The sequence below is a fragment of the Sphingomonas sp. DBB INV C78 genome, assembly GCF_042693015.1.
In the GTDB taxonomy this organism is placed as follows: Bacteria; Pseudomonadota; Alphaproteobacteria; order Sphingomonadales; family Sphingomonadaceae; genus Sphingomonas_E.
This window is the reverse complement of sequence record NZ_CP170544.1, coordinates 863,183-876,886: the sequence shown is the minus strand read 5'-3', so window position 1 is coordinate 876,886 and position 13,704 is coordinate 863,183. Positions and strand designations below refer to the sequence as shown.

General features: G+C 62.6%; 14 protein-coding genes and 1 tRNA gene. 8 read left to right on the top strand and 7 right to left on the bottom strand.

Annotation, left to right across the window (positions count from 1 at the left end):
* Window positions 1–2 precede the first annotated feature (2 nt).
* From ACFB49_RS04270 to ACFB49_RS04260, 3 genes are read left to right on the top strand one after another with little or no spacing between them, the layout of a single operon-like run.
* Window positions 3–1,211 (top strand): trans-sulfuration enzyme family protein, encoded by a 1,209-nt coding sequence (locus ACFB49_RS04270; protein WP_380876391.1) that lies wholly within the window; start codon window positions 3–5, stop codon window positions 1,209–1,211.
* Window positions 1,211–1,615: a Co2+/Mg2+ efflux protein ApaG gene (apaG, locus tag ACFB49_RS04265; protein ID WP_380876388.1), complete on the top strand. Its 405-nt coding sequence runs from the start codon at window positions 1,211–1,213 to the stop codon at window positions 1,613–1,615. Before ACFB49_RS04270 ends, apaG begins: the two co-directional genes overlap by 1 nt.
* Window positions 1,612–2,400 (top strand): LysR family transcriptional regulator, encoded by a 789-nt coding sequence (locus tag ACFB49_RS04260; protein WP_380876386.1) that lies wholly within the window; start codon window positions 1,612–1,614, stop codon window positions 2,398–2,400. Before apaG ends, ACFB49_RS04260 begins: the two co-directional genes overlap by 4 nt.
* A 42-nt stretch (window positions 2,401–2,442) precedes the next feature.
* Here ACFB49_RS04260 and ACFB49_RS04255 read toward each other — a convergent pair whose 3' ends face one another.
* Window positions 2,443–3,363 (bottom strand): DUF2171 domain-containing protein, encoded by a 921-nt coding sequence (locus tag ACFB49_RS04255; RefSeq protein ID WP_380876383.1) that lies wholly within the window; start codon window positions 3,361–3,363, stop codon window positions 2,443–2,445.
* A gap of 136 nt (window positions 3,364–3,499) precedes the next feature.
* Between ACFB49_RS04255 and ACFB49_RS04250 the strand changes: the two genes are divergently transcribed.
* A tRNA-Ala gene (locus ACFB49_RS04250) sits at window positions 3,500–3,575 on the top strand.
* Window positions 3,576–3,731: 156 nt separating this feature from the next.
* Entirely contained in the window at window positions 3,732–3,950 is a 219-nt protein-coding gene (locus tag ACFB49_RS04245) for a hypothetical protein (RefSeq protein WP_380880149.1), read from the top strand.
* A 281-nt stretch (window positions 3,951–4,231) separates the two neighbouring features.
* Here the strand turns inward: ACFB49_RS04245 and ACFB49_RS04240 are convergent, their stop codons facing one another.
* Window positions 4,232–4,795, bottom strand: a complete 564-nt coding sequence (locus tag ACFB49_RS04240) for a DUF1993 family protein (RefSeq protein WP_380876381.1) — start codon at window positions 4,793–4,795, stop codon at window positions 4,232–4,234.
* A gap of 307 nt (window positions 4,796–5,102) precedes the next feature.
* Window positions 5,103–5,423: a hypothetical protein gene (locus ACFB49_RS04235; protein ID WP_380876380.1), complete on the bottom strand. Its 321-nt coding sequence runs from the start codon at window positions 5,421–5,423 to the stop codon at window positions 5,103–5,105.
* A 584-nt stretch (window positions 5,424–6,007) separates the two neighbouring features.
* On the opposite strand from ACFB49_RS04235, the gene ACFB49_RS04230 reads away from it, so the two are divergent.
* Together ACFB49_RS04230 and ACFB49_RS04225 are read left to right on the top strand one after the other, a co-directional pair.
* Entirely contained in the window at window positions 6,008–6,331 is a 324-nt protein-coding gene (locus ACFB49_RS04230; RefSeq protein ID WP_380876377.1) for a hypothetical protein, read from the top strand.
* 29 nt (window positions 6,332–6,360) lie between these two features.
* Window positions 6,361–6,957 (top strand): general stress protein, encoded by a 597-nt coding sequence (locus tag ACFB49_RS04225; RefSeq protein WP_380876374.1) that lies wholly within the window; start codon window positions 6,361–6,363, stop codon window positions 6,955–6,957.
* A 79-nt stretch (window positions 6,958–7,036) separates the two neighbouring features.
* On the opposite strand, the gene ACFB49_RS04220 is transcribed toward ACFB49_RS04225, so the two are convergent.
* From ACFB49_RS04220 to ACFB49_RS04205, 4 genes are all read right to left on the bottom strand, one after another.
* Window positions 7,037–8,251, bottom strand: a complete 1,215-nt coding sequence (locus ACFB49_RS04220) for an NAD(P)/FAD-dependent oxidoreductase (protein ID WP_380876371.1) — start codon at window positions 8,249–8,251, stop codon at window positions 7,037–7,039.
* Between the two features lie 73 nt (window positions 8,252–8,324).
* A complete protein-coding gene (locus ACFB49_RS04215) occupies window positions 8,325–10,430 on the bottom strand; it encodes a catalase (protein ID WP_380876368.1) in 2,106 nt (701 codons plus the stop codon).
* Window positions 10,431–10,441: 11 nt separating this feature from the next.
* Window positions 10,442–10,834, bottom strand: a complete 393-nt coding sequence (locus ACFB49_RS04210; RefSeq protein ID WP_380876366.1) for a hypothetical protein — start codon at window positions 10,832–10,834, stop codon at window positions 10,442–10,444.
* Window positions 10,835–11,162: 328 nt separating this feature from the next.
* The gene (locus ACFB49_RS04205) at window positions 11,163–12,089 is read right to left on the bottom strand and encodes an NAD(P)/FAD-dependent oxidoreductase (RefSeq protein ID WP_380876364.1); all 927 of its coding nucleotides are present in this window, start codon (window positions 12,087–12,089) and stop codon (window positions 11,163–11,165) included.
* A 284-nt stretch (window positions 12,090–12,373) separates the two neighbouring features.
* On the opposite strand from ACFB49_RS04205, the gene ACFB49_RS04200 reads away from it, so the two are divergent.
* A complete protein-coding gene (locus ACFB49_RS04200; protein WP_380876362.1) occupies window positions 12,374–13,582 on the top strand; it encodes a winged helix-turn-helix domain-containing protein in 1,209 nt (402 codons plus the stop codon).
* Window positions 13,583–13,704 lie beyond the last annotated feature (122 nt).

Below are 13,704 nucleotides of genomic sequence, written 5' to 3'. Positions count from 1 at the left end.
CCATGAAGAAGCTTACCGGACAGGACCGTTCCATCACCTCGCGCTGGCGCCCGGCCACCCAGGCCGTTCGCGGCGGCACCGCGCGCTCGCATTATGGCGAAACCAGCGAGGCGCTCTTTCTGACGTCGGGCTATGCCTATGATTGCGCTGGCGACGCGGCGGCCCGGTTCGCCGGCGAACAACAGGGCATGACCTATTCGCGCCTGCAGAACCCGACGGTCGAGATGCTCGAACAGCGCATCGCCCTTCTGGAAGGCGCCGAGGCCTGCCGCGCGATGGCCAGCGGCATGGCGGCGATGACGGCCGCCCTTCTCTGCCAGCTCAGTGCCGGCGATCATATCGTTGCGGGCCGGGCCGCCTTCGGTTCCTGCCGCTGGCTGACCGATACGCTGCTGCCGCGCTTCGGCGTCACCAGCACGATCATCGACGCGCGCGACAATGATGCGTGGAAGGCGGCGATTCGCCCGAATACCAAGCTCTTCTTCTTCGAGACCCCCGCCAACCCGACGCTCGACATCGTCGATCTCGAGGCGGTGTGTCGCATCGGCAAGGACGCCGGCGTTACCACTGTCGTCGACAATGCCTTCGCCACGCCGCTGCTGCAGCGGCCGATGGATTATGGCGCGGATATCGTCGCTTATTCGGCCACCAAGATGATGGACGGCCAGGGCCGCGTGCTGGCGGGCGCCGTATGCGGCACGCATGAATTCATCGAGAACACCCTGCTCGCCTTCACCCGCAACACCGGGCCGACGCTCTCGCCGTTCAATGCCTGGGTCGTTCTGAAGGGCCTGGAAACGCTCGATCTCCGCATCCGCCGCCAGAGCGAGAATGCGCTCAAGGTCGCGAGCTTCCTCGAGAGACGGGTTCCTCGCACGCTCTATCCAGGCCTCGCCAGCCATCCGCAGTACGATCTGGCAATGAAACAGATGGGTGCGGGCGGCACGATCATCGCGCTTTATCTGGACGGTGGCCGCCCGCAGGCGCACGGCCTGCTCGACGCGCTCGAGCTCGTCGATATCTCGAACAATATCGGCGACTCCCGTTCGCTGATGACCCACCCCTGCTCCACCACCCACGCCGGCCTGACCGCCGAGGTGCGCGCGGAGATGGGTGTCGAGGAAGGCATGCTGCGTCTCAGCGTCGGCCTGGAAGATCCGCAGGACGTGATCGACGATCTCGATCGGGCGCTACGGACCGTGGGGCTCTGATGGCCTTCGACGCGCTCTTCCGCTACAGCGCGACAACGCGCGAAGTGGTAGTGCGCGTCTCGGTCAGCTTCCTGCCGGAACAGTCCGAACCCGCCAGGGGCCGCTGGTTCTGGACCTACCATATCCGCATCGAGAACCACGGCACGGCCGCCATTCAGCTCCTCCATCGCCACTGGACGATTGTCGACGGCCGCGGCGGGAAGCATGAGGTGCAGGGCGAAGGCGTCGTCGGCGAACAGCCAGTGATCGAAGCTGGCCGTAGCTATGACTATGTATCCGGTTGCCCTCTCCACACTCCTACGGGCGCCATGGAGGGCAGTTATCGGATGGTCGGCGAAGATGGGTCGAGCTTCGATGTCCGAATTCCACGCTTCCAATTGATCGGGCCGGCAGTAACGCAATGAAGAGAACGCATCTCCCCTTGAATGGCTTGCGGGTACTAGACGCCGCTGCCCGTCACCTGTCCTTCACCCGCGCGGCGGACGAACTGGCAGTGACACCCGCCGCCGTCGGCCAGCAGATTCGCGCGTTGGAAGATACGCTGGGTGTCGTGCTGTTCCGCCGTACCGCTAAGGGGCTCGAACTCACGCCCGAAGGCGCCGCCGGCCTCGAAGCGTTGCGCGCCGGCTTCCTGCAGTTCGAGGAAGCGGTGCGCGCGATGCAGGCCGGCCAATCCTCCAAGACGCTGACGATAGCGGCCCCGCGCGATCTGACCGCAAAATGGCTGAGCGCCCATCTATCCGCTTACGGGCGCACGGACCCGGACCTTCGCTTCGTCGTCGTTGCGGCGGATGATGAATTGGACTTCACTCAAGCCAATCTCGATCTAGCGATTAGGCTGACGGAAGGCCCGGGCGAGCATGAAGGCGCGGCGTTGCCCGCTTCCGGCTTTGTCACCGTGGGCATCGAAGGCGGCGGTGAAAACCGCATAGGGTGGCCCGGATGCCCGCAGAGCGAAGCATCCCCCGTGATGTTGACGGTGGCCGATGCCGGACTGGCGATAGACGCAGCTGCAGCCGGTTTCGGACGCGCTTGCGTTCCGGCTCTGCTCGCCGCTTCCGACATAGCGAGCGGAAGAGTTCGCTCCTATGGAGAGCAGTTGGCGGGCGTAGGTTATTGGCTGCTCGCGCCACTCCCGCAATGGCGTCAGAAAAAGGTCAAGTCCCTGGTCGCGGCGCTGCTTCAATAACGATAAAGGAGCGCCAGTTTCCCGGCGCTCCTTCAAACCAGCTTAGAATGCGCCGTACGTGCGGCGACCGAAGTTTCGATCCCTATCATCGTCGCGGTCGCGCCAGCCAACCGCGTCGCCGCGCTCCTCGTCCTTCCAGGCCTGCTGGGCCTGTTCGGCTGTGCGATTGAGAGTCACACGGCCATCTTCGACGCTGCTGATCCAGCCGCACGGGATGGAATGATGGCGCCCGCCAGCTTCCGCATCGCTCTTCGTCAGAATGATACGGTCACCACGAACCTTATCCACCGTGCCGACATGACTGCCGTCGGAGCCGACAACATCCTGATGTTCGCTGGCACGATTTAACGCATCACGCTGACCGAGGCGCTGTGTCCGCCAGCTGCCGAATTCGCGGTCGAAATGCGACTGGTTCTCGTTCCGATAGTCGGCATAATCGCGATCGAGCGCGTCGATCTGGCGGCGACGCCACGCCTGATACGGATCATGGCCCCACGTAGCGCGATCCTGGCCAGCACCTAAGCCCCAATTGCCGGTGGCGCCGGCCCCGCGCCCAGCTCCGTAATCGGGGTTGGACCAGCCGGCACGGCCGACGCCATAAGCGATGCCCGGCCGATATTCCCGTTCATATTCCGCTTGCGCGTAGCGCTCATCAAGGCGACGGCGGCGTTCTGCCTCCTCGTCCCCGAACCACGAACGAACCTCGTCGCCGGCGCGATCGAAGAAGCCCCGATCGTCATAGTCATAGTCGGCGGGCTGCCTGTTCTCATAACCGTAGCGGCGGTCGGAACCGGCACGATACCGACCGTCATCGTAATTGCGGTTGCGGTTTTCGCGATAGCCATAATCGGCGTCACGACCGTAGCGGCGGTCGCTGCGTTCATAACCCATCGATATCTCCTGCGTCTGGATCGGCGGCGCCGTCATGCGCCGCACGCAGAAGAAAAAGGGCAGAACGGTCACTATGGTTCCGTCAAAGCCGCCCCAGCACTTGGCACTTCGCGACGAACCGTCTGTCGCAAGCGAAATGTTTGCGAAAAAGCACGCACGGGCCGTTGCATCGCCCGAAACCTGTCGCTAAAGGGGCCGCCTCGGGCGAGGGGCTGTAGCTCAGATGGGAGAGCGCTGCAATCGCACTGCAGAGGTCAGGGGTTCGATTCCCCTCAGCTCCACCAGCCCCGATGACATTGATATTCCCGGCAATTTTCTCGTCCGCTGAACGCAGGAACTGCGCATCATTGCCGAGTGCAATATGCTCAGGACCGTAATATTTGACATAATCTGTGACGGCGCGCCGTCACAGCCGCCCCCAGCGCTCCGTAATCCGCACATTGGAGGACGAGATCGACCGGGCGCTCCGTGCGCGCGTCACCAATCCATGCTGGCAAAACATCTCGCCAAAAAAGCTGCTTTCGAACCGGCTCGGCGAGTTGGCGTTGCCAGTGCAGCAGGCCCGGTCGGTGCGGTGGTGCGGCCGGTACGAATTCATCCTGCGCCGGCTGCTGATCCCGCTGCAGAACACCGCGCAGCGGCTGGGTCTGGTCGCGTGACCGACGCGACCGAACCGTCCGGGGCGGCTGCCATGATGGCTGCCACTTCGATACCGTTGGTTGCGCTTGCGGGTCGCTGCTCGGCACGCCCTGCACGCGAGTAATCATGTCGAACTTGGATTGTGATCTTCGAAGATGCTGCGGCAGCGCGCCTTCAATCTGGCTTCCCAAAACGCGAGCGCCGATCCCCGCCCCGGATCCTCATTTTGAACTGACGGCGGCTTTCAGGCGAGGCCCGTTGCAACGACCGCCATGTCTGCGAGCGCGGTCCGTTGCTCCAATCAGGAGGGCATCGTCCCGGGGCGAAGGTAGGCGAATAGGTGGGCAACATAGTCCGCCTTACCGAGATCAACGCCCTCGGCGCGCAGAATGGCGTAGGCGATCATTACGTGGAAGTAAAACTGAGGCAGCGCCCAGTCGCGCGCATACTGCTCCGCCGTGAAGTCGAAGACCATGCCGGAGGGCAAAGCATGGGCAATTGGCGTCGCAGGATCGACGTCGAACGCCTCGGAGGCGACCGCCTCCACGACCGCTATCGTTTCGTCGATCCGCGCGCGGGCGTCGGTCATCGAGCCGGGGAATTCGATCGCGGTTCTCCCCTCATTCAGCAGCGCTTCCAGTGACGCCGGGAACTCCTGACCTTTCAATCGGAATACACCCTCTTGGGCCTGCACGCAGGCGAAGCGAATCTGGGTAGCTAACGGGAACATGTCAGGAGCGAGGCGAGCGGTCAGGAGCGCCTCCGATCCGCCGTCGGGTCTCTGCGCCTCTGCCTTGCCGAGCCACGCAGAGAGTGCCTTCAGCATCTGCAAGTAGGTTGGCTCGAGGACATTAGGCAGTGTCACGATGACTCCTTTCCGCGCGAATTGAACACTTTGAATCAGAAATCGTGTAACCGAGGTTGTCCGTGAGCGCCACGGATTGGAAGCCGCCTCATCCGACTTGCATTGCTTGACGCATGGTGAGGGCGGCTTGAATGGCGACGGCAAATGGCCCCACGGGACACGGCGCCGGCGTCCAAATTCGAGCTAGCTGTAAACGACAGCATTTAATCGGTTGCGAGTATCCATCCGGATTGGAAGGTCGTTCGACCGTCCCAATGACATAAAAGTCGGCGGGCTCCAGTGCGCGCCGTCCCACGCCGGCTCTCGACTAATTGCCGTCCGCGTCAACCATAAACACCATGGGCTTGCCCCGTGATGCGGGCTCCCACCCAGCCCGTAATGCGGCGCGAATTCCGCGAGAAACGGTAGCGTCGCTGACTTGGAGACGGCCCCGTTTCAGTCCCTTCATCAAGCGTTTCGGCGGCGGAAATTCCAGTAACGCTGCGCGCTGTGTGTCTTTCTGCCGCAAGGCAATTGTCATGCCCTTCCAGCCTTCGGACTCGCCCCACTGTGGTTCACTCCGGAGTTCCCACTCATATTGGAGCCCGTCCACGTCGACGATACCGGCAAGCCTATGGATGTTAGTCATATCGATACGCTTAGCATGCTTATGGCCGCGAACGCGCTCAGCAAAGAACGATGTTTATCCTGAAGTGGCTTACGACCGGCGCGGCCTCCCATGTGAGCGCCAGCATTCTGTTCCTTTCGACAACAACCCAACAATGACCCGCTTCAGCCTTCACTCAACTCCAACGCACCAAAAGGGTTCTCTCGCGCAGCGTGTGGCTTGCCGGTCGCTCTGGGTGGAAGCGGGCGCCGTCGGTCGTCGACCATCCAAGGAACTGCCGCTGGCCTCCGCCGTTCCTAGGCGTTCGACAACAACCAGCACGTGGAGGCGATCATGGGCAAAGGACTGATCTTATGGCTGCTGGGCGTCCCGGGAATCATCATCGTGCTCTTGTTGCTGTTCCGCGTGATTTGAACCCCGGCGCCCGCGTCCAGTTCCTGACCACGGCACCACTGCCGTCGACCTCGTCCCGCGCTGACCGGGGCGGACCGGACAAGGGGCAGTCTGCTCTCGCTCAACCTGTCCCGTCTTAACACCGATCAGAATTTTCCTCGCGACCAATGTCTGTCTGGCGCGTTTTTATCGCACCAATCTGGAGACCCTCAATGCAGTTCAAAATAATCGTCGCGACGCTTGCCGTCGCGCTGGGGAGCACTTCGGCCTTCGCCCAGTCGGCCCCGGTTGCGCAATCCGACGCGCCGGCCAATTCTGCGCTCAAGGATGCCGATGTCGAGACGGCGGCTGTCGCCGCGAGCGGCGCCAATTCCTTCACTGAAGAACAGGCCCGCGATCGCATCGCGAAGGGTGGCTTCACCGACATCTCCGGGCTCACAAAGGACGATAATGGTCTTTGGCAGGGCATGGCGAAGAAGCATGGCAAGAGCGTCCATATCGCCCTCGATTACAAGGGCAATATCGTAACGAAGTGAATGCTTTGCGTTCGGCAGGAGCCATTACCATGACGAAGACACTCACAAAGCTGTACGACAATTATTCGGATGCGGCGGGCGCAGTCGGAGAACTCGAACGCATCGGCGTGCCGCGCGATGACATCAGCATCGTTGCGCACCAGTCCGGCCATTCGGAAGCAGCCGAAGATGCCGGCAAGGGCGCAGGCGCCGGTGCCGTGATTGGCGGTGTTGGTGGTCTGCTGGCGGGACTTGGCGTGCTCGCCATCCCTGGTCTCGGTCCGGTCGTTGCGGCCGGCTGGCTCGCCGCTACCGCGGTCGGGGCCGGCGGTGGCGCGATCGTCGGCGGTGCGATCGGCGGCGTGGTCGGCGCAATGCAAAAGGAAGGCGTCAGTGAAGACGATGCCCATGTCTATGCTGAAGGCGTGCGCCGTGGCGGCACCCTGGTCAGCGCCAAAGTGAGCAATGATCTTGCGCCCCAGGCCGAGGCGATCCTCGATCGTTACCGCGCCGTCGATCCGACCGAGCGCGGGAGGTTCTACCGCGATGTGGGCTGGTCGCGGTTTGACGAAACTGCCGCGCCTTACACGCCGGAACAGATTGCCGAGGAAAGGGATCGTCTGCGGCGGACCGATCGGGTCCTGTAAATTCTAGAGAGCCCCCCGGGAGCAGCGCGTCGGAACGGCGCGCTGCTCTTTTTGTTGAGCCAGGCTGGATGATCGCCCGTTAAACGTGGCGATACGGATCAAACAAGACGGCTCCGGGGGTCGCCTCACCCGCAAAGTGCTCGACAATCAAACTGGCGGCCAGGCTCGCAAAGCTGATGCCGTTGCCGCCAAATCCGTATGCCAGCCAGATGCGTTCGGCATTATGCGCCCGTCCGATCGCCGGAAGACCGTCTGGTGAACCCCCGAAGGTCGCCGCCCAGGCACAGTCGGCCTCGAGGCGATCAAGCCCCAGCAGGGCTGCACCCTTGGCCTCCAGCAAACCGCTTTTGGCGGACAGAATGGCATCGCGCGTCTCCGGAGCGAATTGATCTTCATCTTCGCCACCGACGATGATCCGGCCATCCGCGGTCGCGCGCGCATAGAGATAGGGGCTCGCCGCCTCCCAAATCAGGGCATTCTCCCGCCAGGCCGGTGCGGTGCCCGGAGCAGTCGCAATCGCGAAACTCGACGCGAGGCTGAACGCAGCCGGCAAATACCAGCGTGCCGCTTCATAGCCGGTGGCCAGGATCAGCCGCCTCGCATTGATCGTGCCGTCCGTGGTGGTCAGCCGTACCGAGCCCGCCTCTTCAGCGATACGCGTCACGTCGATGGGGAAGCTCAGCGAAGCCCCATGGTTCCGCGCACGGTGGAGCAGTGCCAGAGTCAGCGCGACCGGATCGACCCCGAAACTGTTTTCGGAAAGCAGGCCCGCGCGCTCCGGCAGATCGAAGCGGCGCGCAAGCATCTCCGACGCTAGGAAAGAGGAAGGCAAGCCGGCTGCCCGGCGGATCCGTCCCTCGGCCTCCAATCCGGCTTCGTCGAGCAGCGATCCGGCGAGATACAGCTCCGGCCGCGCACGCCAGCTGCAGTCGATCCCTTGCCCTTCAATAAGCTCGGCAAGATCGCAGACTGCGCGATGAACTCTGCGCCAGGCCTGCGCCGCCTTGTCCGATCCGATGCGCTGCGACAGCATGGACAGCGGCACGTCAACTGCCCACATTACCAGCGCAGTCGAGGCAGCCGTTGCGCCGAGGGCCGGCGGGCGACGATCGAGCAAGGCAACGCGATGTCCGTCGCGGCTCAGTCTTTCCGCCACCATGGCGCCCATGATACCGGCGCCGACGATGGCGACATCGACTGTGGATGGCAGCGGATCCGCCTTGACCTTATCATGTGCGGCATCCCGCCAGCACGGGCGACCGCCGCGCAGGTCCAGCCGTTCGGTCAGATCCATGGGCTTGCCTTGTCAGCCGTGGAGGAAAGCGCGCGCGAGGAAACAGCCTACCGGCGGGCGACACACGAATCGTTCAAGCGAGCATCCGCACTTCAGGCTCTCGGGCAAAGAAGCGCCTGCCCGCCGCGGCAATGAAATCCTTGCCAAGACCCGTAACGCCATCGGAGGCTTCGACACCCGCCTTGGAGAGCAATGCCTTGGCGCCGTCACTCGCCCCGATGGCCTTGAGATGCCCGAAGGCATCCATCACGAACTGCACGGCCGCCGCATCCTTCGCCAGCGCCGCGGCACCGTCCGCCGACAGCACCAGCGCGATGGCGTCAACGATGACCGATGGCGTGCCGGCAAGCTGACCGTCGGCGGCGAGCAATGTGCCGTCGTTGAGCTTCGCGCCGCCAACCTTGGGCGAAATCAGCACGGGCTTGCCCTTCGCCGCCTCCACTGCCTTGCGGACGGCCGCCACCTCGGCCCCGTCCGACCCATCGGCATAGAGGATGCCGACGGCGCGGCCTTCCAGCGTCTCGCGCTGGCGTGGTCCCTCAATGATCCTGAGAGCCGGCGATGGATCGAAGTCGCGCGGCGCGGCGGCCGCCAGTGACGCCTTGGGCACGGGCATAGCAAGCCCCTCCGCCACGCGCTTGGCAAGGCCAGCATCCACATTGACCAGGTTCGACAGCATTCGGGTGCGGACATGGACGAGGCCGACCTTCGAGAGTTCGAAGACAAGGGCCGATGCCAGATGCGCCTGCTCGGCCTCATGAAGCGACCGGAAGAACAAGCGCGCCTGGCTGTAATGATCGGCAAAGCTTTCGCTCCGCAGCCGTACCTTATTCGCGCCGATCTCACCGACGCTGTCCGCCCCATCGAACGACGAAAAGCCGGTTGCTGGACATTCGCGCGGGCCGGTCACCTCGCCTGCCTCATTGAGGCTGTTGGGCTCGTAATTGGCGCGGCCTTTGGGCTGCAGCATCTGCATCATGCCATCGCGCTGGAAGTTCATGACGGGGCATTTGGCCGCATTGATTGGGATCTGGTGGAAATTGGCCGTACCAAGCCTGCTCTTCTGCGTGTCGAGATAGGAGAATAGCCGCCCTTGCAGCAGGGGATCGTTGGTGAAATCCAGCCCTGGCACGATGTTGGCCGGACAATAGGCAACCTGCTCGGTCTCCGCGAAGAAGTTATCCGGCCAGCGATCGAGGACCATGCGGCCGACGATGCGGACGGGCAGCACTTCTTCTGGAATGATCTTGGTGGGGTCGAGCACGTCGAATTCAAATTTCTCCGCGAACGCCTCGTCGAACAATTGCAGGCCCAGTTCCCACTCGGGGAAATCGCCCCTGTCGATCCGTTCAAAAAGATCACGGCGATGGAAATCCGGATCGGCGCCTGCGATCTTCACCGCCTCGTCCCAGATCGTCGACTGGACGCCCAATTTCGGCTTCCAGTGGAACTTCACGAAGGTCGAATTGCCCTCGGCATTGATCATCCGGAAAGTGTGGACGCCAAACCCCTCGATCATCGCAAGCGACCTCGGAATGGTGCGATCGGACATAGCCCACATGATCATGTGGGTGGATTCGGGCATTAGCGAGATGAAATCCCAGAAGGTGTCGTGGGCTGATGCAGCCTGCGGATAACCGCGATCCGCCTCCATCTTGACCGAATGCACGAGGTCGGGAAACTTGATGGCATCCTGAATGAAGAAGACGGGGATATTGTTGCCGACCAGATCCCAATTGCCCTCCTTCGTGTAGAATTTGACGGCAAAGCCGCGGACGTCACGTGGCGTATCGACCGAACCCGCGCCACCTGCGACCGTCGAGAAGCGCGTGAACAACGGCGTCTTCTCACCCGCGCGCTGGAAGATGTCGGCTTTGGTGATGTCCGACAGCGACTCATAAAGCTCGAAATACCCGTGCGCCGCCGAGCCCCGTGCATGGACGATCCGCTCGGGAATGCGCTCATGGTCGAAGTGGAAGATCTTTTCGCGCAGCGCGAAATCCTCGAGCAGCACCGGGCCACGTGCACCCACCTTGAGCTGGTTCTGGTTGTCGGAGACGCGAATGCCCTGATTGGTCGTGAGATGGTCTTCGCCGTCATGCGGGCCTTTGGCGGGAACATGTTGATGGGTCTCGCCGCCCTCGCCGCGGTCGGTGGTGAAGGTCGATTTGTCGGCCATTTCGGATCTCCTCAGCGCTTGGCGTTTGATCGTTTCAGTCTCTTTTGATTGGCGGTCACGGTCTTGTGGACGGGTGCCAGCGCCCGTCCGGCTGAAACAGAAGCTTCAGTCGCAAGCTTTCCCGAGCGACGGATGACGCGCTTCACGACCCGTGGCTTCGGTCTCGCGCCAGCCATCGCGATCGCGCCCAGATCCTGCATCTGCGCAAAGGCGTCGGCCTGAAGGCGCCAGAACTGCATGGTCCAGGCGAGACCGGCGCGGGAGAAGGCATCCATCTTCTCGGGCACGAAGCGCCCGAGTTCTGCGAAGTCAGTCTCCATGGGATTGCGGATCGCCGTATCGAGGGTCCGGCTGCGGCTTGCCAGCACGGATTGCGTTGCAGCGAGGGTCTCGCCAAGGCGCATCGCGGTCGACCAGACATTCAGGCCGATCGCGAAATAATCGGAAGCTAACAACATGGTGCGACAACGGATCAACCAGCCGATCGTTGCCGGTCAGTCCAAATGATTACAGATCCTGTCGCGGCCCCGTGACAGTGTTGACATCATTCTCAAGAGAGGCGGCAAACGTCGACGAACTTGCAGGGGCCAATGGGTCCTTTGCCTAGGTTAAGAATGGACGCTTGAAGCTCATCGGACTGTCCAATCGCTCGCACAACTCGCGGCAGCATTCCCGCAAAATGGCCCATAACTAGAATCCTTACCACACGCGGTCGGAGTTCCGGCGCCTGCGCTATCGTCTGAGCGGTCGCCATTGCGCGACGTCGTTGCGGATGGTGGTCGCTGCCACGCCGCCTTCCCCCATGGCGTGGCTGATCTGGTCGAGCCCGAGCACGACATCGCCCGCCGCATAGAGACCTGGAATGTCGGTACGCTGGTGGGCGTCGACCAAGAGACAACCTTCCGGGCTCAACGAAGCGCCGACTTGTCCGGCGAGTTCGGAACGAATGTCGGAGCCGAGGGCGGGATAGAGGCAGTCAAAGCGCTGCGCTCCCTCTGCCAGACGAAGTTCGATGCCACGATCCACGATCCGCATTGAAACGCACTGCTCGCGCAGCGTGATATCGGCGGCGGCCAACGCATCGCGGTCTTCAGCGTCGATATCATGGCCTCCGTCAGGTGCAACGAGCGTCACATCGGCCGTGAAGCTCCTGAGGAAGATCGCCTCATCGCATCCTCTCCGTCCCGTCCCGAACACGGCGACCTTCCTGTCGGTCACTTCATAGCCGTCGCAAATCGGGCAATAGCGGATGAGACCCGCGGCAAGTGCTTCGCCATGCCAGCCTGGCTCGATAAAGCTCGGCCGGCGGTTGACGACGCCCGTCGCCAGAAGAACGGTCCTTGCGCGCCACGAGCCCTCCTTCGAACGCGCAATGAAGCATTGGCCTTCGGCGGCCAGGGAATGGATCATCTCATGTTGGATGGCGACGCCATAGTTTCTGGCTTGCTGGCGCATGCGCGACAGCAGTTCGCTCCCGGCGATCCCGTCCGGAAACCCTGCATGGTTGCGGGTAAGCGGGATGAGCGCTGCGCGACTATGGCCAGCGTCAACAAGCACTGTGTCAAGATGGAAGCGAGCGAGATAGATCGCCGCGGTCAGCCCAGCCGGCCCGCCACCGACGATCAGGCAATCGAATGTGGCTTCGGGCTCCGCATTCATCGGGCGATGCTGCACTTCAACGATTTGGCGCGATCAGAATGAAGTTGTTGTCGACGTGGATGCGCAACAAAACGATGCAGGCCGTCGCGATCATGCAGAAATGGTGAGAACTGGATTGCGGTCATGCGCTGGTCGCTCCACCCGATTCACGCGAATGCCATTAACGACCCCATCGCGAAAAGGACCCACAGCTCTCTCGATAGTCTACGTTACTTTTTCGATCGCAAAGGTGCCTCAGCCCGCGACGGTTGACGCCTCCTGAAGCCACCGCCAAGCAGTCATTCGTGACCACCCCCGTCTCCCTTCAAGAAGCCCGGCGGATCGCGCTCGCCGCGCAGGGCTTTGGTACCCGTCACCCCGAACAGCCGTCGATCACGCATCTGCGTCGAGCAGTCGATCACTTGGGACTCCTTCAGATCGATAGCGTCAACGTGTTGGCCCGCGCACACTACCTTCCCGCTTTCTCGCGCCTCGGCAGCTATGATCGAACGCTGCTCGAACGGGATGCCTGGGGCTCGCGGCAACATCGGCGCCTGTTCGAATATTGGGCGCATGAAGCCTCGCTTCTACCGCTCGATCTCCATCCGCTGCTGCGCTGGAGGATGGCCCGGGCCGAGCGGGGCGAAATCGGTTATCAAGCCTTGAAGCGCTTTGCGACCGAGCGTCGCCATGAGGCGCAAGCGGTACTCGACCGGATCATCGCCGAGGGGCCGATGGCGGCCGCCGATTTCGAGAATGGATCGAGCAGAAGCGGTTGGTGGGAATGGAGCCACACCAAGCACGCCCTCGAATGGCTGTTCTGGTCAGGCCAGATCACCACCGCCACACGTCGCGGCAGCTTTGCGCGGATCTATGATCTGCCCGAACGCGTGCTGCCGAAGGCCGTGCTCGATCTCCCCACGCCGGATGCCGCAGGCGCGCAACGTGCTCTGATCGAACGCAGCGCCCGAGCGCTTGGCATCGCGACGGCAGCCGACCTGCGCGATTACTATCGCCTCAAGCCGGAAGAAGGCGATCGTGCGATCGTTGAACTGTCGGAGGCGGGCACGCTCATCCCGGTGCGGATTGAAGGCTGGAGCCAGAGAGCCTGGATGCACCGCGAAGCCCGCACGCCGCGCCGCGTGAATTGTGCGGCACTGCTCGCCCCATTTGACCCCCTGATCTGGGAGCGCAGTCGGACCGAACGACTATTTGGATTTCGCTACCGCATCGAAATCTATGTGCCGCAGGGCAAGCGCATCCATGGTTATTACGTCTTGCCCTTCTTGATGGATGAGGCGCTCGTGGCTCGCGTCGATCTTAAGGCTGACCGCCAGGCAGGTGTGCTGCTTGCACACCGCATCACCCTTGAACCGAACGCTCCCGCCGATACTTCGGAACGGCTCAGGATCGAACTCGATCGGATGGCATCCTGGCTTGGACTCGCAAGCGTCCGGATTGGTGCGACGGTTCGGTGTGCCCGGCTCGGGCTCAACGAGACGCCATCTATCTGACGCGCTGCGATACCACGGCATCCACTACACCTTGATCCAATAGCCAGCCTGCGGATGAATCGGCCAATGCCGAGGCAATCTCTATGTTTGCCAGTGCGGCGGCGCGGTCGGAGGCATAGCAA